The 22,367-nt window shown below is 62.5% G+C and carries 27 protein-coding genes and 1 riboswitch; of the genes, 6 read left to right on the forward strand and 21 right to left on the reverse strand.

What is annotated here, in order from left to right:
* Nucleotides 1-377 precede the first annotated feature (377 nt).
* Nucleotides 378-602 carry a hypothetical protein gene (locus I5S59_RS23450; protein ID WP_128324242.1) on the forward strand — a complete coding sequence of 75 codons (225 nt, stop codon included), beginning with the start codon at nt 378-380 and terminating at the stop codon, nt 600-602.
* A gap of 62 nt (nt 603-664) precedes the next feature.
* Here the strand turns inward: I5S59_RS23450 and I5S59_RS23455 are convergent, their stop codons facing one another.
* The gene (locus I5S59_RS23455; RefSeq protein WP_197878687.1) at nt 665-1,000 is read right to left on the reverse strand and encodes a hypothetical protein; all 336 of its coding nucleotides are present in this window, start codon (nt 998-1,000) and stop codon (nt 665-667) included.
* Between the two features lie 325 nt (nt 1,001-1,325).
* Here I5S59_RS23455 and I5S59_RS23460 point away from each other — a divergent pair, with 325 nt between their 5' ends.
* Complete coding sequence (locus tag I5S59_RS23460; protein ID WP_197878688.1) at nt 1,326-1,808, forward strand: hypothetical protein; 483 nt, start codon at nt 1,326-1,328, stop codon at nt 1,806-1,808.
* Between the two features lie 146 nt (nt 1,809-1,954).
* Nucleotides 1,955-3,217: an OmpP1/FadL family transporter gene (locus I5S59_RS23465; RefSeq protein ID WP_197878689.1), complete on the forward strand. Its 1,263-nt coding sequence runs from the start codon at nt 1,955-1,957 to the stop codon at nt 3,215-3,217.
* Between the two features lie 44 nt (nt 3,218-3,261).
* Here the strand turns inward: I5S59_RS23465 and I5S59_RS23470 are convergent, their stop codons facing one another.
* Nucleotides 3,262-4,194: a LysR family transcriptional regulator gene (locus tag I5S59_RS23470; protein WP_197878690.1), complete on the reverse strand. Its 933-nt coding sequence runs from the start codon at nt 4,192-4,194 to the stop codon at nt 3,262-3,264.
* 116 nt (nt 4,195-4,310) lie between these two features.
* On the opposite strand from I5S59_RS23470, the gene I5S59_RS23475 reads away from it, so the two are divergent.
* Nucleotides 4,311-4,574, forward strand: a complete 264-nt coding sequence (locus I5S59_RS23475; protein WP_197878691.1) for a DUF2798 domain-containing protein — start codon at nt 4,311-4,313, stop codon at nt 4,572-4,574.
* Nucleotides 4,575-4,583: 9 nt separating this feature from the next.
* On the opposite strand, the gene I5S59_RS23480 is transcribed toward I5S59_RS23475, so the two are convergent.
* From I5S59_RS23480 to cobO, 15 genes are all read right to left on the reverse strand, one after another.
* On the reverse strand, nt 4,584-5,141 hold the full coding sequence (locus tag I5S59_RS23480) for a glutathione peroxidase (RefSeq protein ID WP_197878692.1): 558 nt from the start codon (nt 5,139-5,141) through the stop codon (nt 4,584-4,586).
* A 42-nt stretch (nt 5,142-5,183) separates the two neighbouring features.
* Nucleotides 5,184-5,306, reverse strand: coding sequence for a hypothetical protein (locus I5S59_RS26545; RefSeq protein WP_269670224.1), 123 nt, complete (start codon nt 5,304-5,306; stop codon nt 5,184-5,186).
* Nucleotides 5,303-6,505 carry an MFS transporter gene (locus I5S59_RS23485; protein WP_197878693.1) on the reverse strand — a complete coding sequence of 401 codons (1,203 nt, stop codon included), beginning with the start codon at nt 6,503-6,505 and terminating at the stop codon, nt 5,303-5,305. Before I5S59_RS23485 ends, I5S59_RS26545 begins: the two co-directional genes overlap by 4 nt.
* Nucleotides 6,506-6,568: 63 nt before the next feature.
* Nucleotides 6,569-6,973: a MarR family winged helix-turn-helix transcriptional regulator gene (locus tag I5S59_RS23490; RefSeq protein WP_197878694.1), complete on the reverse strand. Its 405-nt coding sequence runs from the start codon at nt 6,971-6,973 to the stop codon at nt 6,569-6,571.
* 52 nt (nt 6,974-7,025) lie between these two features.
* Nucleotides 7,026-8,138 (reverse strand): glycoside hydrolase family 5 protein, encoded by a 1,113-nt coding sequence (locus I5S59_RS23495; RefSeq protein WP_197878714.1) that lies wholly within the window; start codon nt 8,136-8,138, stop codon nt 7,026-7,028.
* Between the two features lie 147 nt (nt 8,139-8,285).
* A complete protein-coding gene (locus tag I5S59_RS23500) occupies nt 8,286-9,014 on the reverse strand; it encodes an adenosylcobinamide-GDP ribazoletransferase (RefSeq protein WP_197878695.1) in 729 nt (242 codons plus the stop codon).
* A 1-nt stretch (nt 9,015) separates the two neighbouring features.
* Nucleotides 9,016-9,585 (reverse strand): alpha-ribazole phosphatase family protein, encoded by a 570-nt coding sequence (cobC, locus tag I5S59_RS23505; protein ID WP_197878696.1) that lies wholly within the window; start codon nt 9,583-9,585, stop codon nt 9,016-9,018.
* Complete coding sequence (cobT, locus tag I5S59_RS23510) at nt 9,582-10,637, reverse strand: nicotinate-nucleotide--dimethylbenzimidazole phosphoribosyltransferase (protein ID WP_197878697.1); 1,056 nt, start codon at nt 10,635-10,637, stop codon at nt 9,582-9,584. Before cobT ends, cobC begins: the two co-directional genes overlap by 4 nt.
* Nucleotides 10,634-11,155: a bifunctional adenosylcobinamide kinase/adenosylcobinamide-phosphate guanylyltransferase gene (cobU, locus tag I5S59_RS23515; RefSeq protein WP_197878698.1), complete on the reverse strand. Its 522-nt coding sequence runs from the start codon at nt 11,153-11,155 to the stop codon at nt 10,634-10,636. Before cobU ends, cobT begins: the two co-directional genes overlap by 4 nt.
* Before the next feature lies 1 nt (nt 11,156).
* Nucleotides 11,157-12,611 carry a cobyric acid synthase gene (locus I5S59_RS23520; protein WP_197878699.1) on the reverse strand — a complete coding sequence of 485 codons (1,455 nt, stop codon included), beginning with the start codon at nt 12,609-12,611 and terminating at the stop codon, nt 11,157-11,159.
* The gene (gene cobD / locus I5S59_RS23525) at nt 12,608-13,600 is read right to left on the reverse strand and encodes a threonine-phosphate decarboxylase CobD (RefSeq protein WP_197878700.1); all 993 of its coding nucleotides are present in this window, start codon (nt 13,598-13,600) and stop codon (nt 12,608-12,610) included. Before cobD ends, I5S59_RS23520 begins: the two co-directional genes overlap by 4 nt.
* The gene (cbiB, locus tag I5S59_RS23530; RefSeq protein WP_197878701.1) at nt 13,593-14,501 is read right to left on the reverse strand and encodes an adenosylcobinamide-phosphate synthase CbiB; all 909 of its coding nucleotides are present in this window, start codon (nt 14,499-14,501) and stop codon (nt 13,593-13,595) included. The genes cobD and cbiB overlap by 8 nt, the downstream gene beginning before the upstream one ends.
* Nucleotides 14,501-15,148: a 5,6-dimethylbenzimidazole synthase gene (gene bluB, locus I5S59_RS23535; protein ID WP_197878702.1), complete on the reverse strand. Its 648-nt coding sequence runs from the start codon at nt 15,146-15,148 to the stop codon at nt 14,501-14,503. The genes cbiB and bluB overlap by 1 nt, the downstream gene beginning before the upstream one ends.
* Nucleotides 15,145-16,440, reverse strand: coding sequence for a cobyrinate a,c-diamide synthase (locus I5S59_RS23540; protein ID WP_197878703.1), 1,296 nt, complete (start codon nt 16,438-16,440; stop codon nt 15,145-15,147). Before I5S59_RS23540 ends, bluB begins: the two co-directional genes overlap by 4 nt.
* Nucleotides 16,437-17,048: a cob(I)yrinic acid a,c-diamide adenosyltransferase gene (gene cobO / locus I5S59_RS23545; RefSeq protein ID WP_197878704.1), complete on the reverse strand. Its 612-nt coding sequence runs from the start codon at nt 17,046-17,048 to the stop codon at nt 16,437-16,439. Before cobO ends, I5S59_RS23540 begins: the two co-directional genes overlap by 4 nt.
* A gap of 164 nt (nt 17,049-17,212) precedes the next feature.
* Nucleotides 17,213-17,437: riboswitch (cobalamin riboswitch) on the reverse strand.
* Nucleotides 17,438-17,586: 149 nt separating this feature from the next.
* Between cobO and I5S59_RS23550 the strand changes: the two genes are divergently transcribed.
* Entirely contained in the window at nt 17,587-18,165 is a 579-nt protein-coding gene (locus tag I5S59_RS23550) for a hypothetical protein (RefSeq protein ID WP_197878705.1), read from the forward strand.
* Between the two features lie 68 nt (nt 18,166-18,233).
* Nucleotides 18,234-19,550 carry a PQQ-dependent sugar dehydrogenase gene (locus I5S59_RS23555; RefSeq protein WP_197878706.1) on the forward strand — a complete coding sequence of 439 codons (1,317 nt, stop codon included), beginning with the start codon at nt 18,234-18,236 and terminating at the stop codon, nt 19,548-19,550.
* A 2-nt stretch (nt 19,551-19,552) separates the two neighbouring features.
* On the opposite strand, the gene I5S59_RS23560 is transcribed toward I5S59_RS23555, so the two are convergent.
* The 4 genes from I5S59_RS23560 to hda form a co-directional block, all read right to left on the reverse strand.
* Entirely contained in the window at nt 19,553-20,200 is a 648-nt protein-coding gene (locus I5S59_RS23560; protein WP_197878707.1) for an O-methyltransferase, read from the reverse strand.
* A 16-nt stretch (nt 20,201-20,216) separates the two neighbouring features.
* The gene (locus tag I5S59_RS23565) at nt 20,217-20,750 is read right to left on the reverse strand and encodes a C40 family peptidase (RefSeq protein WP_197878708.1); all 534 of its coding nucleotides are present in this window, start codon (nt 20,748-20,750) and stop codon (nt 20,217-20,219) included.
* Nucleotides 20,751-20,884: 134 nt separating this feature from the next.
* Nucleotides 20,885-21,514, reverse strand: coding sequence for a C40 family peptidase (locus I5S59_RS23570; RefSeq protein WP_197878709.1), 630 nt, complete (start codon nt 21,512-21,514; stop codon nt 20,885-20,887).
* Between the two features lie 115 nt (nt 21,515-21,629).
* Nucleotides 21,630-22,334 carry a DnaA regulatory inactivator Hda gene (hda, locus tag I5S59_RS23575; RefSeq protein ID WP_010220358.1) on the reverse strand — a complete coding sequence of 235 codons (705 nt, stop codon included), beginning with the start codon at nt 22,332-22,334 and terminating at the stop codon, nt 21,630-21,632.
* Between the last annotated feature and the right edge of the window lie 33 nt (nt 22,335-22,367).

Consider the following 22,367-nt stretch of genomic DNA (forward strand, 5'->3'; position numbering starts at 1 on the left):
CTTGCCACCGTTAGTACCAAGCTGAAAGTCAATTCTGGCCAAAGCAGTCCTTACAGTGCCCTGCTCCACCTTGGATCAGCGCCTGTTGAAACCAGGACCGGCCCACTCGATGGTTCCCAGGTAATCACTTCTTACTCTGACCGAACCAACCTGCAGATTGATCAGGATCTTCACCCCGTGGCATAGAACCTCGACCCGGTGTGTTGCCTGCCCTCTGACGTACCTACCAGTCAGCCCAGCGCCACATGATAAATGCGCTCAAAACTGGCTGCCCTGTTCCAGGCAGGTTCTTCGCCCAGACTAAATCACGGCGTCACTGGAACGTTTTAAGTGTGCACGGATCGAAACCGTGTCTATTGCAGGAACATCTAATAACTATGACTCACTCTATCCATACTCAGGCTGCGATTAGCACCCTTTCCCAGGCATTTGCCCCACTGAACTGTCTGATCCTGGCGTCGCGCAATGGCGGCTTCAGTTTCACTCTGGTCAACGAGCACGGCATTGCCCGTCACAGCGAGCGTCTGTACCCCGAGCAGTACAGCCAGGCCGAGCCGCTTCAAGCGGTGATCGAGCGCACCCGTCAGGCCTTGGTGGCCTGACCCGCACTTTGCTGCAAACGCTCAAGCCCCGCCCTCTCGCGGGGCTTTTTTATGCCTGGCCGTCAGCTTAACTGGGCAATCAACACCGCATTGCTGTAGATCAGGCTACCGTCACTGGCGCGGTGTCCGACCAGATGGAACTGACCCCGCCCCTCGTGCAGGTAAACCCGCAACTGGCAGTCAGACAACGGGCCATAGCCCTCCGGCAGAATCAGGTTCAACGAGGCCATATCAACATCCAGATAGGTCTCCTTCTCCTGGCTCTGCTGCAGGCGCTTTTCTGCTTCCTCCAGGCGCGTATGCACGGCACCCTCGATGTCAAAGTGAATGTCTTCTATCGGGGTGGATTTTTGCTCGCCGTTGCCTTTGCACCAGCCTTCGATCGTCAGGGTACTCATGGCCAAACCTCATGATGTAGACCGTTTTTGATCACTACTGAAGGTGTTGACCGCGACGCAGGTTCAATCGTTCCTGAGGCAACGGAGAGGCCCGTAATGGCCGGCTTTGACAGGCAGAAACCTCTACCAGCCACGGCCAACCTTAAGCACTGCACGGCATATGATTTATAACTAAAAGCCGTAAATGTTTTAAAAACAGTCCTTTACAGCGCGAATATGACACTACACTTCAACTCAAGCGGCCGTAGCCGCTTCCGGCGGACCTGCCGACTCTCCAGCTGCCAAGCTCCAGTGTCCGCCGGCCAAATTCAAGTTCGAGGGCATTATGGGTATCGCCGCGAGCGAGTTGAGCCAGTTTGTCATTCGCCCAACCCTGATCTACCTGAACCGCCACTGCGCCAGCGCCGAAGCATTGTTGCTGGGTGTTGCCGCCAGCCAGTCGGCACTCGGCTCGGCCCTCCACGATCGCCGCGGCCATGGTCTCTACCGTATCGGCGAACTGCGTCACCAAAGTGTCTGGGATAAATTCCTCGCCCGCGACCCGGAACTGGCCAGCCTGGTACGCGGCCTGGCCAGCCAGCATGCGTTCCTCAGCGGCCCGCACCTGGAGCTTACGGTCAACCTGCGCTACGCCACGGCCATCGCCTGGATGCTGATTGAAGAGCAAGCTCCCGAACTCCCCGCTGCCGACGATCTTTTGGGCCTGGCGCGCATCTGGCGCCAGACCTTTCAGCCCCAGGGGCGCCTGCGCGACTTCACTTGCGCCTGGCAAACCTGCATCGCCCCTGTGACTCTTCAGGCCTGCTGAGAGTCACTGCATTCCATATTCGGAAAATCCCCACAAATCTGGTCGGATTGTCCTACAAAACCGCTCTATCTCCTGCGATACAGCCTATAGCGCTGCGGGCGAAATGTTGGTAGTTTTCGCCCCGGAGATCCCAAGGAGTTCTAATAATGAAAAAAGTAATGCTCAAAACCTCTCTTAGCCTCGCCGTCACTCTCGCCTCGACCCAACTGTTCGCCAGCGGCTTTGCCCTCAACGAACAAAGCGTCAGTGGCATGGGCACAGGTTTCGCGGGTCGTTCCTCATCTGCCGATGATGCCAGCACCGTATTCGGCAACCCTGCCGGTATGTCGCGCCTGAAACGTGAACAAATCACTGTCGGCGCCGCAGCCGTAATCGCCAAGTCCGACATCTCCGGTACCGGCCGCCCTGGTGGCGGCACCTCAGACGGTGACATGGTGCCGTTCGTTGGCGTACCGATGGGCTATTACGTCAAGCCGCTGGACGACAACTGGAGCGTCGGCTTTGGTGTGTACGCGCCGTTCGGCCTGGTCACCGATTACGAAAGCACCGCTGCCAGCCGCTACTATGGCAAGAAAAGCCACGTAGAAGTTGTCACCTTCCAGCCTACTGTCAGCTACGCCTTCAACGACAAGGTGTCGATCGGCTTCGGTCCGACCTTCAACAAGATCAAGGGCGAACTGAGCTCCAACATCCTCAATCCTCGCACCCCCGGCAGAAACGACGGCGAAGTGAAGATCAAGGGTGACGATACCGCCGTTGGCTACAACATCGGCGTGCTGGTTCAGGCCACCGACAAAACCCGCCTGGGCCTGACCTACCATTCGATGGTCGACTACAAGCTCGAAGGCAACACCAAGATCAACTCGGCCCTGATCGGCCCGTTCAGCGGCAGCAAGTTCGACGCTGAACTGAAGATCAAGACTCCGGAGTCGGTGGACTTCTCGGTCACTCACGAACTGGATGACCAGTGGACCCTCTACGCAGGTAGCACCTGGACCCGCTGGAGCCGCCTGGAAGCCATCACCGTCGAGAACGAAGTACCTGCCCCGCTGGCTGGCCAGTTCGGCACCATCAGCGAAGAGCAGAACTGGCACGACACCTGGGCTCACGCCATCGGTGCTTCGTACAAGCTGAACAAAGAGTGGGTACTGCGCACCGGTTTCACCGTCGACCAGTCGCCGACCAACAACCATGACCGTTCCCCACGCATCCCGACTGGCGATCGCAAGGTGATCAGCTTCGGTGCCGGCTACAGCCCAACCGACGACATGACTATCGATCTGGCTTACTCCTACCTGTGGGAAGAAGACACCAAGATCAACCTGTCGAGCCCGAGCAAAGGCACCTACAACGCCAAGTATGAGAACAGCGCTCACGGCATCGGTGCATCGCTCACCTACCGTTTCTGATACAACGCTGGCAACACAAAAAACCGCCGGATCCGGCGGTTTTTTTATGCCTGCCCAAAGGGCCAGGCCTGCTCCAGATTGTCTTGCAGGTAATCCATGAACACCCGGACCTTGGGGGTCATGGCAAAGCGATCTGCCACACACAGGTAGATATCCATGGGTTCGGTCTGGGCATACGCCTTGCTCGGTTGGGAGTACTCGAACAGCGCCACCAGTTGCCCGCGCTCGATGTACGGCCGGGCCACGAAGTCGGCCAGGCGGGCGATACCGCCATGGTTGACGGCCATCTGTGCCAGCACATCGATGTCGTCACTGATCAGCACATCCGCAAATTCGACATCGAAACGCAGGCCCTCGCGCACAAAGCCCCAGCGCAGAAAACGCCCATCCACCGGGTAGCGAAACACCAGGCAGCGGTGCGCCTTGAGCTGCTCCGGCGCCTCTGGCCGACCGGCCTGGGCCAGGTAGGCCGGTGAGGCGCAGCAAACAAATGGCACCTGGGCGATACGTCGGGCCAACAGGCCATCTTCAAGCTGAGGCTTGATGCGGATGCTGACATCCACGCCTTCCTGCGCATGATTGACGCGACGATCACTCGTAATCAGTTCAATTGAAAGCTGTGGATAGCAAGCGCTGAACGCAGGTATGAGTGGCCCCAGCACATGCCGGGCAAAGGCCGAGGACGAGGCGATGCACAGGCGGCCCTTGGGTTCACTGTCGGGCGCAAGAATGGCTTGGTGCGCTTGCTCAAGGTCACGCTCAATGTGCTTGACCTTCTCGTAGTAGAGCGCGCCGCCAGGGGTCAGCACCATGCTGCGTGTGGTTCGCGAGAGCAAACGTACATCCAGGTGGCCTTCCAGTCGGGCGATATTCTGACTGACCGCCGCTGCACTCAAGCCCAGGGCGCGGGCACCACCGGCAATGCTGCCGGCCTCTACCACCTTGATGAAGCTTTTGATCGAGCCCAGCAAATTCATGCGGATAAACCCGGTATTCGTAAGTTTTTCTTTATAAAGACCTAACGTGTCCGCGTCTACCTGCCTCGTCATTGTGCTTGCTAGGCTGCGCACTCCCCTCGACACAAGGAGTCAGCATGACACCCAACACCGCCACCCGTAACCGCCGCAAACTCGGCGCGCGCGCTACCCCTTACGTGTTCGCGTTCTACATGTCGGCGATCATGGCCTTGCTGATGTGCTTCGTGATCACGGCAGCCGCCACCGGCATCGACGACCAGTACCTGAGCAAGGTGCTCAAGGCCTATCAACTGGCCATGCCGGTGGCATTCGCGTGTGTGCTGGTGGTGCGTCCGATTGTGCTCAAGCTGGTGGCCTGGACCGTACATCCCAGCCAGTGAACAAGCCCCTCAGGGCTGCGACGCGATGGCCTTTTCGATAGCGGCGGTGAACTCAGGGTCATCCGGCTTGGTCAGGCTGGAGAAACTGGCGACCACATTGCCCTGGCGATCGACCACGTACTTGTAGAAGTTCCACTTGGGCGCGCTGCTCTTGGCCGCCAGCTCCTTGAACAGCGGGATTGCATCGCTGCCACGCACCGGTTGCGCCTTGGTCATGGTGAAGGTTACGCCATAGTTGGCATAGCAAACCTTGGCGGTCTTTTCGGCGTCGGTGTCTTCCTGCTTGAAGTCGTTGGACGGCACGCCGAGCATCTCCAGGCCCTGGCCGTGGTAGGCCTTGTAAACCCCCTCCAGCCCTTCGAATTGCGGGGCGAAGCCGCAGTAACTGGCGGTGTTGACCACCACCAGCGGCTTGCCGGCAAAGCGCTCGCACAGGTCGATCTGCTCTTTGCCGCGCAACTCTGGCAGGCTGCCCTCAAGCACCGCCGGGCATTTGCTGTCGGCGGCCTGCGCAGAAACCGCTGCCATCAACGTGAACAGGGGTACCACTATCCAGCGTGCACGCATTTTTTCTCTCCCTTGAACCGGCTTGTAGCGACCAGATTACTCCTAGCACACGCCCATGCCCAACTGCATCAACGCCAGACCACCCTCATGCCACCCCCACCACACCAGCCCCAGCAGCAGAAGTGCCGCGAGGGCCAGTCCGGTACGCAGCGCCAGGCGGTTCATGCTGCTTGCGCCTGCAGCCGCGCCACAGGGCGTTCACGCACAGGCCAGTTGAGTGCGGCGGCCAGCAGGCTGAGCAGAATCGAGATCTGCCAGACCAGGTCGTAGTTGCCGGTCTGGTCGTACACCACGCCGCCCAGCCAGCCGCCGAGGAATGCGCCCAACTGGTGGAACAGGAACACGATGCCACCAAGCATCGACAGGTTGCGCACCCCGAACAGGGTGGCCACCGTGCCGTTGGTCAGCGGTACTGTCGACAGCCACAGCAAGCCCATGGCGATACCGAACAGGTAAGCGCTGACCTGGGTGACCGGCGCCCAGAGAAACAGCACGATCACCACGGCGCGCAGCAGATAGAGCGCGGTGAGCAAACGCGGTTTGGACATCCGCCCGCCGAGCCAGCCGGCGGTATAGGTACCGACGATGTTGAACAGCCCCACCAGCGCCAGCACGGTAGTACCAATGGTGGCCGGGAGGTGCTGGTCGACCAGGTAGGCTGGCAGGTGCACACCAATGAACACCACCTGGAAACCACAGACGAAAAAGCCCAGGGCCAGCAACCAGAAGCCCGAGTGCGTGCAAGCCTCGCGCAATGCCTGCCCGAGGCTTTGCTCTGCACCATGGCTTGGCAGCGGCCGATCCTTCAACAAGCCCACCAGCGGTACGATAAACGCCACCAGCAGGCCCAATACCAACAGGGCGGCCGACCAGCCCAGCCAGCCGATCAGCCCCAGCGTACCCGGCAACATGGCGAACTGGCCGAATGAGCCCGCGGCACTGGCGATACCCATGGCCATGCTGCGTTTCTCGGCCGGTACGGCGCGGCCGACCACACCGAGAATCACCGAGAACGAGGTGCCGGAAAGACCGATGCCTATCAGCAGGCCTGCACTGAGCGACAGGGTCAGAGCCGAATCGGACATTCCCATCAACATCAGGCCGGCGGCGTAGAGAATGCCGCCGACGATCACCACCTTGGCCGCGCCCAGGCGGTCGGCCAGAGCCCCGGCGAAAGGTTGCGCCAGACCCCAGATAAGATTTTGCAAGGCAATGGCGAAGGCAAAGACTTCACGCCCCCAGCCGAAATCGGCACTCATCGGCGCCAGGAACAGACCAAAGCCATGCCGCACCCCCAAGGAGAGAGCGAGGATCAATGCCGCCCCCAATAGTATCCAACCGCTGGTTCGCCATACCGATGTCATTGTTGTTTTCTCCACAGCACCGCAAGGTTTTACGGGTATATACCCGCTTAAGTCGAAAAAATATCAGGCCAATAGCTCAAGCAGACGAACCAGTTCATCACGCTGCCCTTCACCCAGGGTTGTCACCAGGCTGGTCTGAGCTTGCTCCCAGGCCGGTTCGGCTTCGCGCAAGCGCGTTTGACCCTGTTCGGTCAGCAGCACCAGGCGATTGCGCAGGTCGCGGCCTTCGGCCAGCGCCACCAATCCTTCAGCTTCCAACACCCGCAGGTTGCGCCCCAGCGTGCTGCGATCCAGGCCCATGGCCTCGGCCAGGGTCGAAATGCTCGGCTGGTCAAGCCGGCGCAAGTGACGCAGTAAGGAAAACTGCGCGACATTGATCCCGAAGCCTTCGAGGGCTTCGTCGTAGTGCCGGCTGACCCCACGGGCAGCGCGACGCAGGTGGGTGCAAATGCATTCACTGGTCAACATGGATACGTGTATATACCCGCATATTTCCTGACGCAAGCATTTCCTGCATCGGCTACGGTTGAAGATGCTTTCGTATCGGCTCAAATTCGGCGGTGGCCTGGCGTTTCAGCGGGTCCGGTTTGCCCTGCTCTATCGCTTGCCAATAGGCCCAGGGGACTTTGGCGCTGCCCAGTTCATAATCCATGCCGTCCCAGCTGTCTTCCCGAAAGCTGTAGAAGGCCCAGTGCAGATTTTCCCGCTCAAGCGTGGTCAATACGTCTTCAAGGTACTGCCGACACCCTGGCAGGCGACGCATGCAGCCAAACTCGCCGGCCACCAGCCGGCTGGCCGGCACCTGCTGAGCGCGGGCCCACTGCAACGGGCTGTGCAGATACGCCTCTACCCTGTCGCTGTCCCACGCTTGCTGCTGCCCGGCAAATTTCACCGGGCCGGGATAGGCATAGGGTTGCGCGCGGCTCATGTTAGGGGCGCTGATCACCTCGTAGGGCTCGTACATGTGAAAGCTGTACAGCACACGCTCATCCACCAGCGCGGCCGGCCAGTAGGCAAACGCGTCGGCGGCGGCATACCAGCCGGCATCGACCATCACCGGCGTCAACGGGTCCACTTCGCGGATGGCCGCGATGACCTCGGTGTAAAACGCCGGCAGGTCACGCGGGCCACCCTGCTGCTGTTTGTACCAGGCACGCATGTCGGCGGCTGGCGCATGCTCGGCAAGCCCGGCCATCTTCTCTGGGGCCGGCTCGTTGATCAGGTTGTAGGCGGCGATGGCCGGGTGATCCTTGAGCGCGCGGGCCAGATCGCGCCAGAACGCCGCCGACTGTGCCCACCAGGCCTTGTCCTGCCAGAGACGGTCGTCAAAACGATCGTGATTGTTCTGTGCCCAGCGCATGCCCGGCAACGACAGCGAAGCTATGACCACCTTGAGCCCGGCGGCATGGGCAGCATCGAGCACCCTGCGTAACTGTGTCAGGTCTTCGACAGCCAGCCCGGCGTAGCCATCGGCATCGCCCAGGAGGAAATCGCGACCGGCAGGCTGCCACTTGTCGTAAGACAGCCGCACCCAGGTAGCACCGTAGTCTTTGAGCGCCTGGAAGTACGCCTGATCAGGTGGCAGGCGGTTGAAACTGTTGCCACCGTGACGGGGCGCATCCCAGAATGTGATCAGATCGGCGGCTTTGGCACAACCATGAAAACAGACCAGGGCCAGCAACCCGGCTTGCAATAATCGCCTCACATGAGATCCCCCGACAAAGAAGGCGAAGCATACGCCTCACCTTGGCCGGGAAATGGGCCCGATGATTGCCGGGAATTACAGCGCCAGGCTGATTAAAACCGCCAGTTCCAGCAGTTCCAGGAGCGCGCCCGCCGTGTCACCCGTGGTACCGCCCAAGCGCCGAATCATCACGCGACGTAAACAGAAAAAGGCTACGGCTGCGACGATCAATACATACACGCCTTGCAGACCTGCCAGGCACACACTCAGGAGGCAACTGGCAAGCAGCACCCAACCGGCGCTGCGCCGCGGCAAATGGTCGGCCAGGGCCTGGCCCAGCCCGCCTGCCCGCACATAAGGGGTAGAGAGGAACAACCCCAGCAGCGCCGCACGGCCCAGTAGCGGTGCCAGAATCAGCAATAGCCCCTGCCCGCGCTCCACCAGCACCAGCAAGGCGCAGAACTTGAGCAGCAACACCAGCACCAGCGTGACCACGGCAATCGGCCCGCTGCGCGGGTCTTTCATGATTTCGAGGGTGCGCTCGCGGTCGCCGAAGCCGCCCAGCCAGGCATCGGCGCTGTCGGCCAGGCCGTCCAGGTGCAGGCCACCGCTGAGCACCACCCAGGCGCTGATCAGCAGCGCGGCATGCAACAACAGCGGGCTGCCGCTGAGCAGCGCATTCAGTCCCCACAGCAGCACGCCGAACAGCGCGCCAACCAGTGGATAGAACAGCAACGAGCGGCCCAACTGTTCAGGCGATGGCATCCCCGGCAAGCGCACCGGCAAGCTGCTGAGAAACTGCAAGGCAATCCAGAACGGCAACATCTCAGCACACTTCCCGCAGGCTGCCGTCGGCCAGCACCTCAAGCCGACACAAGGCGCCATGCCCTACCTCGACCTGCAGCAACTGCTCACGCGGCAACCCCCTGGCACGCGCCAAGAGCAAACGCATCACGCCGCCATGGGTGACCACCAACAGGTGCTTGCCCGCGTGTTCCCGGTGCAGGTCGGTAATGGCGTGCAGCACCCGCTTGGAGAAATCGATCACGGCTTCGCCACCCGGCGGGGTGAAGGCATAGGGATCCGACCAGAACTGTCCCAGTTGCTGCTCGTGGGTGAGCATCAGCTCGGCGGCACTGCGCCCTTCCCATTCGCCAAAATGCAGCTCTTTGAGGCCGGGGGCCAACTGCACCGCCTGGCCCGTTTGTTCGCCAAGCTGCCGGGCAAAGGCTGCGCAGCGCTGCAAGGGTGAACTGACCAACCCATCCCAGGGGCCAGCCGTGTCTACTGCAGCCTGCATCTGCGCCCAGCCCGTTGCCGTCAGCGCATCGTCCAGGCTGCCACGCAGGCCACCACCCCGTTCGGTTTCACCGTGACGCAGCAGCTCGATGATCATGCCGGGCGGTCCGCTACGGCGGCCTCGGCGAAGGTCGCCATCTGCCCATGCAGGTCGCAAGCCAGGCGCAACACCGGCACCGCCAGTGCTGCTCCACTGCCCTCGCCCAGACGCAAGCCGAGCGCCAGCACCGGCTCCGCATCCAGCTCGGCCAGTAATCTGCGGTGCCCGGGTTCGGCACCGCAGTGACCGAACAGCAGCCAGTCACGGCAGCCCGGATTGATGCGTACTGCCACCAGCGCTGCGACGGTGCAGATAAAACCATCAACCAACACCGTAATGCCCGCCTGGGCACAGCCCAGGTAGGCGCCCACCAAGGCAGCCATTTCAAAACCGCCAAAGCAGAACAATCGTTGCACAGGGTCGGCGGGCAGGTCAGCGTGCAACGTCAAGGCACGCTCGATGACGGCGGCCTTGTGGCGTACGCCATCGGCATTCAGGCCTGTTCCCGGCCCACTGAGCTCGGATGCCGGGCAACCGAGCAAGGCGCAAGCCAGGGCGCTGGCTGCCGTGGTGTTGCCAATGCCCATCTCGCCGCCAATAAACAGCTGGGCGCCGCTGGCCGCTGCGCGCAATGCGCTGTCGCGACCGCCCTGCAGCGCCTGCAGGCCTTGCTCCCAGGTCATCGCCGGAGCCTGGGCAAAGTTCGCCGTGCCAGGCCCGACCTGCAAGTGACGCACCCCAGGCAGATCCAAGTGCGGGTCAATGGTGCCCAGATCGACCACTTCAAGCTGCGCATTCAACTGCCGCGCCAGCACACTGATCGCCGCCCCGCCGTTGACGAAGTTCTGCAGCATCTGCCCGGTCACTGCTTGGGGGTAGGCGGAAATACCTTCGGCGACCACGCCATGATCGCCCGCGAAGATCGCAATGTGCACCTGGTCCAGGCGCGGCTTGAGCTGCCCCTGCAGGCCGGCAAGCCGCACCGCGATTTGCTCCAGGCGCCCCAGCGAACCGGCCGGTTTGGTCAATTGTTGCTGGCGCGCCAAGGCCTGGTCACAGGCGACCTGATCAACGGGACGGCAGGCTTCTAGCCACCAGGTCTGACTCATGGTGCGTTTCCTTTGAGGGTTAGGGGCAAGCCGGCAACGGTGAGCACCACGCGCTGACAACGTTCGGCGATGGCCTGGTGCAGCCAGCCGGCTTCATCGACATAGCGCCGGGTCAGTTCGCCCATGGGCACCACGCCCAGGCCGGTCTCGTTACTGACCAGAATGATTTCACCTGGCAGCGCTGCCAGGCACTCGAGCAGCGCCGTACGTTCAGCGCTGAGCCGTTCGGGGTCATCGAGCATCAGCAGGTTGGTCAGCCACAGGGTCAGGCAGTCGACCAGCAGGCAGCGATCGGCGCTGGCATGGACGCGCAGGGTCTGGGCCAGCGCCAGCGGTTCTTCTATCAAGCCCCACTGAGCTGGGCGGCGCTCGCGGTGCAATTGCACCCGCGCATTCATCTCGCCATCCAGCGGTTCGCTGGTGGCGATGTAGGTGACCGCCAGGCCGCTGCGTTCGGCCAGCTGTTCAGCCAACCGGCTCTTGCCGGAGCGGGCACCACCGAGTATCAGGTTGATCATCTCATTTCAGCTCGCACAGTTGACGCAAACGCGTAGTGTCCAGGTGCTGTTCGACCAGGTCGGCGAGACGCTCGATGTCGCGTTCGCGCAGCGCGTGGTAATCGACATGCTCGACCTCGTGCAAACCGGCCCAGCGCAACAATGCAGAACATGCCTGCGGTGATTCGAACAGGCCATGCAGGTAAGTGGCCTGGATCTGGCCGTCAGCGCTCACCGCCCCCTCAAGACGCCCGTCTGCCAACTGCACTGCCGGACGCGCCAGCGCCGGCCCCTCGGTCACCCCGGCATGAATTTCATAGCCACTGATCGGCGCCTGCTCCAATTGCAGGGTACCGGCCACATTGCGCAACTGCTTGTCGGCTTCCAGTACAGTGGTGAATTCGAGCAAGCCCAACCCTTCGCTGCTGCCTGCCGCACCTTCGAGCCCCAGTGGATCGTCCACGCGCTGACCGAGCATCTGCAGCCCGCCGCAAATGCCCAGCACTTTGCCGCCGTAGCGCAAGTGGCGGCTGATGGCCTGGTCCCAGCCACGGGCGCGCAGTTGCGCCAGATCGCCGCGCACGCTCTTGGAGCCGGGCAGAATGATCAGGTCCGCTGGCGGGATAGCTTCGCCCGGGCCGATGAACTGCAGGTCGACCTGCGGATGCAGGCGCAGCGGGTCGAAATCGGTGTGGTTACTGATGCGCGGCAACACCGGCACGATCACCTTGAGTGCCCGCGCCGCCTTGTCGCCCTGGCGCTGATCGATACCGTCCTCGGCTTCCAGGTGCAGGTCCATCACGTACGGCAGCACCCCCAGCACCGGCTTGCCGGTCCGTGCTTCCAGCCAGTCCAGACCCGGCTGCAGCAAGGCAATATCGCCGCGGAAACGGTTGATGACAAAGCCTTTGACCCGCGCCTGTTCACTGGCTGAAAGCAGTTCAAGAGTCCCGACCAGATGGGCGAAAACGCCACCGCGATTGATGTCGGCAATCAGGATCACCGGGCAGTCCACGGCCTCGGCAAAGCCCATGTTGGCGATGTCGCCGGCACGCAGGTTGATCTCGGCCGGCGAGCCTGCGCCTTCGACCATCACCACCGGGTACTGCGCGCTCAGGCGCTGGTGGGAGTCGAGTACCGCCTGCATGGCGATGACTTTGTAATCGTGGTACGCCACCGCATTCATGCTGGTCACAGCACGGCCGTGGACGATCACCTGAGCACCGGTGTCGCTGTTGGGTTTGAGCAGCACCGGGTTCATGTCGGTGTGCGGTGCCAGGCGCGCCGCCTGCGCCTGCACGGCCTGGGCCCGGCCGATCTCGCCGCCATCGGCGGTCACTGCACTGTTGAGTGCCATGTTCTGCGGCTTGAAGGGCACCACGGCCACGCCCTGACGCAGCAGCCAGCGGCACAGGGCAGTCACCAGAGTGCTTTTGCCGGCATCGGAAGTGGTGCCCTGCACCATCAGGGTACTCATAGGGGTTCCTTGCGGTATTCGATGAAGGCCTGGGCCAGGCGCTGAAAGTCCTGCTCGCTGGCCGGCAAGCCAAAGCGCAGGCTGGCAGGCTGATTGAACAGGCGCAGCAAAATGCCGCGCCGGGCCATGAACTCATGCAGACGCATGGCCTGATCCGTCACCAGGTACTGGAACAGATCGCAGCTACCTGTCGGGGTAAAGCCGGCGTCGGTCATGAGGCTGGCGAGGCGTTGGCTGGCTTCGGCACAACGTGTGATCTGAAGCTGCTGCGCGGCGCGGTCGAGCAGGCAGCTCTGGCCGAGGATGCGGGTCGGCCCACTGACGGTCCAGGGCCCCAGCAGCTCGGCGAGGCGTTGCAACAGATCAGCTTCGGCCAGGACAAACCCCAAACGCACACCGGCCAGTCCAAAGAACTTGCCGAACGAGCGCAGTACGATCAGCCCCGGCTGGCCTGCCTGGGCGCCAATGCTGTATTGCGGGGTGTTGTCCATGAAGGCTTCGTCCACCAGCAACCAGGCACCTCGCCGCGCCAACCGGGCATGCCAGCCCAGCAACTGCTCTGCCTTGAGCAGGCAGCCCGTAGGGTTGTTGGGGTTGACCACCACCAGCGCATCAAGGCTGTCGAGATGCCCTTCAACCTGGTCAAGGTCCAGTTCCAGCACCTGGTGTCCGGCACGGCGCCAGCCTTCGGCGTGTTCGGCATAACAGGGTGAAAGCACCCCCACCGTGCCGCGCGCGCGCAACTGCGGCAAAGCCTGGATCGCCGCCTGCGAACCGGCCACCGGCAGCACCTGCCGAGCCTGGTAGTACTGGACGGCGGCCTGTTCAAGACCGTCGTCGGTCTCGGGCAGGCGCGCCCAGGCCTGCTCCGGGATCGGCGGAATGGCAAACGGCCAAGGCGCTATACCGCTGGACAGGTCCAGCCACTGCGCCCTGGGAATAGCGTATTGCTGCACCGCGCGCTGCAGCCGTCCACCGTGCTCAAGCATAGAATTCAGCCCCCAGGCACAACAGCAGCAACCATAGCCACACACCTTGGCAGACCAGTCGCCAGCCGCGCTCGATGGACTGGGCATCTGCTGCCGGGCCTTCACCCAGTTGCGACCGCTCGTGCAGCTCGCCGTGATAGACCGCTGCACCGCCCAGCTCAACACCCAGAGCGCCAGCGCCGGCGGCCATGACCGGACCGGCATTGGGGCTGTCCCACAGCGGCGCCTGACGACGCCAGCAGGTCAGCGCCAGACGGGTTTTGCCAAGCAGTGCGTAAGTCAGCGCCACCAGCCGCGCGGGCAGGTAGTTGAGTACGTCGTCGATCCGCGCGGCGGCCCAGCCGAAACGTTCGAAACGCTCGTTGCGGTATCCCCACATGGCATCCAGGGTATTGCTCAGTCGATAGAGCACCACTCCTGGTGCCCCGGCCACGACAAACCAGAACAGCGCGGCAAACACCGCATCGCTGCCGTTTTCCAGCACCGATTCAGTCGCTGCCCGGGCCACGGCTGTTTTGTCCAGCTCGCGTGTTTCACGGCTGACCAGAAAACCCACACGCCGACGGGCTTCGTCCAGATCGCCCTGGCGCAGCGCATCCGCCACTGGCGTCACGTGCTCACCCAGGCTGCGCAGGCCCAACGCACAGTACAGGGCCAATACCTCGACCAACCAACCGATATAAGGCAGCCACGACAGCAACGTCGCCAGCAAGGTCAGCGGGATCACCGCGAGGAACCAGGCGGTCACGCCGTGGCTGCGCCAGCCGCGACCACCCGCATTGAAACGCTGCTCCAGGCGCCCGGCCAGGCGGCCAAAAGCGACCAGCGGATGCCGACGCTGGGGCTCACCCCACAGCGCATCGAGCGCTACGCCGGCCACAGTCAGCAACGCCACACTCATCAGGATTCTCCCCACTGGTTTTCAAACAGCATGTCGCTCAACGGACGCTCGCTGGCCCAGCCTTCCAGGGCCAGCATCGGCGCCGGGTAAAACGCCTCGACCGGGCCCAGGCAAAGGATCGCCAGCGGCTTGGCACCGGCCGGCATGCCCAAAAGGTCCGCCAGCGCCTGAGGTTCGAACAGCGAGACCCAGCCCATGCCCAGGCCTTCGGCGCGGGCTGCGAGCCAGAGGTTCTGAATGGCGCAGGACAGCGACGCCAGGTCCATTTCCGGCAAGGTGCGGCGCCCGAAAATGTGCTTCTCGCGATCGTCCATCAAGGCCGCCACCAGCACTTCGGCGCAGTCGTTGATGCCTTCGACCTTGAGCTTCATGAAGTCGTCGGAACGCTCGCCCAGGGCGTGCGCAGTACGCAGCCGCTCGGCCTCCACCAGTGCCTGGATACGGCCGCGCAGGTTGACGTCGGTAATGCGGATAAAGCGCCAGGGCTGCATCAGGCCGACACTCGGCGCCTGATGTGCTGCACCGAGCAGGCGCCCGAGCAGTTCTGGCGCCACCTCGCCCTTTACGAAATGGCGCATGTCACGGCGCTCGCCAATCGCCCGGTAAACCGCCGCGCGCTCGGCGTCAGTGAAAGCCAGCTCGCTCATGGTGCCAACAGCGCCGCCGCCGCGTGGGGGTTGGAAGCAAAATAGAAATGTACGTAAGACGCCGTCAACCGGCCACAGCGGTAGACCGCTTCGGCCCCCCGACCGCCGTTGGGGCTGTGCCCCCGGGCAATCGGCTCCAGGTTTGTCTGGGTCAGGGAGTGATGGTAGGTGTGCCCACGCAAGGTACCTTCCGGCAGCTCCACCGCTTGCAGGGCCAACGCCGCCAGGCGCTTCTGCATCACTGCCTCGCCTTCAAGCAGGCCCAACAGTTCGGCACGCTCACCCGCGACATCGGTCAGGGCATCAAGCAGGTAGAGCATGCCGCCGCACTCGGCGAGCAACGGTTTGCCGGCCTGGTGATGGCCACGGATCGCACCGAGCATCGGCGTATTGGCCGCCAGCGCCTGATGGTGCAGCTCCGGATAACCTCCGGGCAGATACAGGCTGTCGGCCTGCGGCAGTTCGCGGTCGTGCAGCGGCGAAAAAAACGCAAGCTCGGCGCCCATGCTGCGCAACAGGTCAAGGTTGGCACCATAGGTGAAGGCGAACGCCTCATCCCGGGCCACGGCAATTTTCACCCCGTCGAGACTTGGCTCGATCGCCTGCACGGTCGGTGCCGCGAAGGCCACCGTCGGTGGCAAGGAAGACTCGCAACTGGCGCCCAGCGCAGCGGCAGCCGCATCCAGGCGAACATCCAGGTCGTTGAGTTCGCTGGCCTGCACCAGGCCCAGGTGCCGGCTTGGCAATTCGATGCCGGTTTCCCGCGACAGGCCGCCATACCAGCGCAGCCCTTCGGTCAGGCTACCTTCGAGCAGTTGGGCGTGACGCAGAGTCCCGACGCGGTTGGCCAGCACTCCGGCAAAGGGCAAATCGGGTTGATAACGGGCCAGCCCCAGCGCCAGGGCACCGAAGGTCTGGGCCATGGCCGTGCCGTCGATCACCGCCAGCACCGGAACATTGAAATGACGGGCCAGATCGGCACTCGACGGCGTACCGTCGAACAGGCCCATCACCCCTTCAATCAGGATCAGGTCGGCATCTCCCGCCGCTTCCCAGAGCAGTCTCCGGCTTTCCTGTTCGCCGACCATCCACAAGTCCAGCTGGTACACCGGCGCACCGCTGGCGCGCTCGAGGATCATCGGGTCAAGAAAGTCCGGGCCACACTTGAACACCCTGACCTTGCGGCCGAGGTTACGGTGCAAGCGCGCCAGCGCCGCCGTTACCGTGGTCTTGCCCTGCCCTGAGGCCGGAGCGGCAATCAGGACTGCCGGGCAGTGCCGCGTAGCGGTCATAGTTCAACGCCCTTCTGGGCACGGATGCCGGTCTGGAAGGCGTGCTTGATCATGCCCATTTCCGTGACGGTGTCGGCCAGCTCGATCATTTCATCCTTGGCGCCACGGCCGGTGACAATCACGTGCTGCATCGGCGGGCGAGCCTGCAGGTCGCTGAGCACCTGCTCAAGGTCGAGGTAACCATGCTTGAGGGCAATGTTCAGTTCATCGAGCACCACGAAGGTGATCGCCGGGTCTTGCAGCAACTCGCGGGACACGGCCCAGGCCGCCTCGGCCGCGGCGATATCGCGTTGGCGGTCCTGGGTTTCCCAGGTAAAGCCTTCGCCCATCACGTGATAGCGCACCTGCTCGGGAAAGCGCCGGAAAAACAGCTCTTCGCCGGTGCTGTTGCGCCCCTTGATGAACTGCACCACGCCACACTGCATACCGTGGCCCATGGCCCGGGCGAGCATGCCGAACGCCGAGCTGCTCTTGCCTTTGCCGTTGCCGCTGAGCACCAGCAGCAAGCCGCACTCGTTGGGCGCGTTGGCAATACGTTCGTCGATCACTGCCTTTTTGCGCAGCATACGTGCCAGGTGACGTTCGTCACGCTCGGTGGATTCAGTCATCGCAGTCTCCGCACAGCACTGTCGGCCAATCCGCAACGAGCGTAGCAGCGCCGGGCTGCACAGGATTCGCGGCAAAGAGAGGGCAACAGGTAAATGGATAAGGCAGACGGAGAAACGCGCAGGGCTGCGGCACAGGCCGAAGTAACCGCGCATCACCCTCCGTGATGCCGTTGGCTGAATCAGGCCGGTCTCCGGGCTTGTGAGCGGGGCCATCAACACCCGGATCGCGCGCCTTCCCGGGTGTTGTATCCCAGTGGCCATGCGCGACCTTGACTCACCTACCGTTGCGGGGGCAGCGCCGGATTTACGCACCAATGCACGTTTACCGGCTTCCCTGTTTCACCCTGCCAGACCATCGCCCACAGAGCACCTGAAACAAGTCGCGAAGGTTAGAGGGTTGCACCCGGAGCGTCAATGAAAGGCGCAGTGCTGGCCTGGATCAATGGCGTGTTTGTCATCTTGTGCCACCTTGGTATCAGTGATATCAAATAGCCACAATCCGGCTATTCTCGATTACAACGATAAAGGAGAGAGCGGCATGCAAGGTCTGATCATCAATAACGCGCGCCTGGAGTTTCTGCGCCCGGCCCTGGAACGCTGGGTCGAATGCATTGACCGCTTCAACCAGACCCTGGGCGATGGCGAGGCGCCTTACTGGCACGGCGCCCAGGCCAACCTGAGCCTGTTTTCCGCCGCGGCCTGGCAAGCGGAACTGGTGACCTTGCAACACCATCAGAGCAGCAAGCAACGCGAGGAAGGCGACCGCGAAGGCCGCTGCGACCTGTACATCGCCAACCGTGAAGAGGCTGCTTACCTGCAGGCCAGCCAGCGTTGGCCACGCATCGCCCGCCTGGACCTGAGCAATGCCCTGCAGGAAACCGCCCTCGCCGCCCGTCAGGTCGCTGCCGCCAGCCAGCTCAAGGTCGCCGCGCTGTTCGCCAGCCCCTGGAAAGCCGGCCAGCACGCCAGCCCCGAAGAGCTCCAGGACCTGGTCGACGACCTGCAGAAGCACACCGCCTGTGCCATTGCCTGGTACTTTCCCTATGCCTACCGCAAGCTGCACAACGAAGCCGGTCAATACCACCCCGGCGTCGCCCTGTTGCTCAAGCAGGCCTGACCGATGGAACCTCTCGCGCGCTGTGCCGCTCTACGCTAAACAGAGGCCAGGGTTGCAAGGGGTATGAAATGGGCAGGAACCGGTTTGCCTTATTGATGGTGCTCGTCGCCGGACTGAGCGGTTGCGGTGAGAATGCCCGGCTGGAGGTCAGCGATGGCTATGGCCCCACACCGCGATTGCCCGAGCCCAACCCGACGCTGATTCCCACCGTCAATATCGCCCAGGCCATCGGCTGGCCGCAGGGCACCAAGCCGGTGGCCGCATCCGGCACTCAGGTAGCGGCGTTTGCCCAAGGCCTGGATCACCCGCGCTGGCTCTATGTACTGCCCAATGGCGATGTACTGGTCGCTGAAACCAACGCACCGCCAAAACCGGAAGACGGCAAAGGCATCCGTGGCTGGGTCATGGGCAAGGCCATGAGCCGCGCCGGAGCAGCTGTGCCCAGCGCCAATCGCATCAGCTTGCTGCGCGACAGCGACCATGATGGCGTGGCCGAAACCCGCACCACCTTTATCGAACACCTGAACTCGCCGTTCGGCATGGCCTTGGTCGGCAACGACTTCTATGTTGCCGACACCGATCGCCTGCTGCGCTTTCGCTACGAGCCCGGTGCCACCTCGATCCAGGGGCCCGGCACCGTGGTAGCCGAACTGCCCGGCGGCCCACTGAACCATCACTGGACCAAAAACGTGATTGCCAGCCGTGACGGCAAGAAGCTCTACGTCACCGTGGGCTCCAACAGCAACGTTGGCGAAAACGGCATGGACCAGGAAAAAGGCCGCGCGGCGATCTGGGAAGTTGATGCTGCCAGCGGCCAGCAGCGCCTCTTTGCTTCAGGTCTGCGCAACCCCAACGGCATGGCCTGGGAACCTCACACCGGGCAACTGTGGACAGCAGTGAACGAACGTGACGAGATCGGTAGCGATCTGGTGCCCGACTACATCACCTCGGTCAGGGACGGTGGCTTTTATGGCTGGCCCTATAGCTACTTTGGCCAGCATGTCGACCAACGCGTCAAACCGCAGGACCCGCAGCTGGTCGCCAAGGCGATTGCCCCCGACTTCGCGGTCGGGCCGCATACCGCATCTCTGGGCCTGACCTTCGCCGAGCCCGGCGTGCTGCCGCCACCCTTTGAACAAGGTGCATTCATTGGCCAGCACGGCTCGTGGAACCGCAAACCGCACAGCGGCTACAAGGTGATCTTTGTACCGTTCAGCACGGCCGGCAAGCCGGTTGGCAAACCCATCGACCTGCTGACGGGCTTTCTTGATGACGAGGGCAAAGCCAGGGGCCGGCCGGTGGGCGTGATCAACGATCAGCGCGGTGGATTGCTGGTAGCTGATGATGTCGGCAACACGATCTGGCGGGTAACCAAGTTGAAATAGCCCTACCGCTTGCGACAAAGGGTCAGGCCATCGCCTATGGGCAGCATCGACAGGTCCACCCGCGGATCGTCCTTGAGCCCAAGGTTCAGCGCCTGGATCGCGCGCGTGTCGTCACTGTCGGGCGGCGCCTGCAACACCCGCCCGCTCCACAGGGTGTTGTCGAACAGCAGCAGCCCCCCCGTGCGCAACAAGCGCAGTGATTCTTCCAGGTACTGCGGGTAGTTGGCCTTGTCGGCATCAATGAAGACCAGGTCGTAGCGCTCTGACGGCAACGTCGCCAGGGTCTGCAAGGCAGGCGCCAGGCGCAGCTCGATGCGCTCTGCCACCCCGGCCTCTCGCCAGTAACGCCAGGCAACGGCGTTGTAGCTGCCTTCCAGGTCGCAACACAGCAACTGCCCGCTCTCCATGGCTTGCGCCATGCACAGTGCGCTGTAACCGGTGAACGTGCCGACTTCGATGACCCGGTGTGCACCGGTCAGGCGCACCAGCAATGCCAGTAACTGCCCCTGCTCCGGTGCCACCTGCCAGCGCGCCTCGGGCAACGCCTGGGTTTCAGCGCGCAAACGGGCCAGCAACGGTGTCTCGCGAAGAGAAACCGTTTGCAGGTAGTGGTAGAGCGCATCGTCGAGGTAGAGCGTTTTTGCCGTCATCGCCCACCTCGCAAGGTCAGGGGTTGCGCGCCAGGTGGGTTGGCGCCAGCACGCGCTTGGCGTTCAGGTAGGTTTTGTTCCAGTAGCTGTTGGACAGGTAGTCCAGACGCACGGTACCGCCTGCGGACGGGGCATGCACGAAGCGACCCTCGCCTACGTAGATGCCCGCATGGCTGACCTGAGAACCGCCATTGGTCGCGAAGAACACCAGATCACCCGATTGCAGGGCGTTGCGGTCGATGTCCGGCGTACGCAGGGTAATCATTTCACGGGTGGTACGCGGCAGCGAAATACCCGCCGAGTCGCGGTAGACATAGCCAATCAGGCCGCTGCAATCAAAACCCGAGTCCGGTGTGTTGCCACCCCAGCGATAAGGCGTACCCACCAGGCCCAAGGCGCGGAACAGCACATCTTCAGCAACGGGATTGAAATACACCTCGGGCGCCATGACCACCGGTTCAACCACCTTGGGCGGTGTCGGGGCATGACTTGAGCAGGCACCGAGCAGTGCCAGCAGGGAAAATAGAGCGAAGCGCGCCTTCATCGCCATGGTCAGAACATCCTGTCTGAGGCCGTCCGGCACCGAGGCCGGAAATAGTTGAGAATTTAGATTAGACGCTTTCTGTAAACACGCACGGCGACGAGCTTTTCAGCTACGTCGCCGTGGTATCGCAACGGGCATGATCAGTTACGCGAGATGGTCGTCGCGGTCGGTGCCATGGCCAATGCGCGTTTGGCTTCGATAAAAGTCTTGCTCCAGTAGCGATCACCGAGCTTGTCGATGCGCACACCACCGCTGCGGCGGCTGCTGGAGTGAATGAACTGATCGTCACCCAGGTAGATCCCGGCGTGGCTGACACGACCGCGACCGTTGGTGCTGAAGAACAGCAGGTCACCCGGCTTGAGGTTGTTTCGCGCAACCAGCGGGGCATCCACGTTGATCATTTCGCGGGTCGAGCGCGGCAGGTTAAGGCCGGCCTCTTCGCGGAACAGGTAACCGATGAAACCGCTGCAGTCAAAGCCGGACTTCTCGGAGGTACCACCAAACCGGTAACGGGTACCGATCAGCGACATGCCACGTTCGAGAATGTTGTCAGCCAGGGCTGGAAGTTGGTAAGGCTTGCTGCTGGCGAAAGCCTGCAGCTCTTCTTCGGTGGCCATTTCTTCCTCAAACACCAGATGGGTGGAGGACGTTGCCGATGCCTGGGAGGCAACCGAATGTGGGTCCTGCTGCTGCGAAGGGCTATGAGCCGCGCAACCAAAAAGCAGGGTAACCAGTGCGAGGGGCACGAGGGGTGCGAAGCGCTTTAGCATGGGCACGACCGTGTCTGGAATTTATTGAGTGGGAAACTATGCCTTCTATCGATTCGATTTGCAAATTCAATCGAAAAAAATGTGACTTTTATGTGCCGAGGCTCTAGTGCCTGCGTTACCAGCCCAAAGTTTCTTTCAAAAACGGGATGGTGAGCTTGCGTTGAGCCTGCAACGACGCCTGATCGAGGCGTTCGAGCAAATCGAACAGCGCGCTCATGCTGCGCGTGCCACGGGTGAGGATGAAGTGCCCGACCTCGTCGGTCAGGTGCAGTCCACGGCGCGAGGCGCGCAATTGCAGGGCGCGCAGTTTGTCTTCGTCGGACAGTGCGCGCATCTGGAAGATCAGTGCCAGGGTCAGGCGCGACTTGAGGTCGGCCAGTTTGATCGGCAGCTCGCGGGGCGAACTGGAGGCGGCCAGCAGCAAGCGACGGCCGCTGTCGCGCAGGCGGTTGAACAGGTGGAACATTGCCTCTTCCCACTCGGGCTTGCCGGCAATCACATGCAGGTCATCCAGGCAGACCAGCTCATATTGTTCCAGGTTGTCCAGCAACTCGACGCCGCGATCGAGCAACTGTGCCAGCGGCAGGTAGACGGCGGGCTCGCCCAATTGCTCGAAGCGCAGGCACGCGGCCTGCAGCAGGTGCGTACGGCCGACGCCCTGCTTGCCCCACAGGTAAATCAGGCTTTCGGTCCAGCCGGCGTCGGCTTCGCAGAGTCGCTCGACGTAGCCCAAAGCGGCGGCGTTGGCACCCGGGTAGTAGTTGATGAAGGTGGCGTCGTCACGCAGACGCACACCCAAGGGCAACTGGATCGGTTTCATGCTGGCTGGGCAATTCCGAAGAACCGCAAGGGG

It is taken from the genome of Pseudomonas alkylphenolica (assembly GCF_016009175.1).
Lineage (GTDB): Bacteria > Pseudomonadota > Gammaproteobacteria > Pseudomonadales > Pseudomonadaceae > Aquipseudomonas > Aquipseudomonas alkylphenolica_B.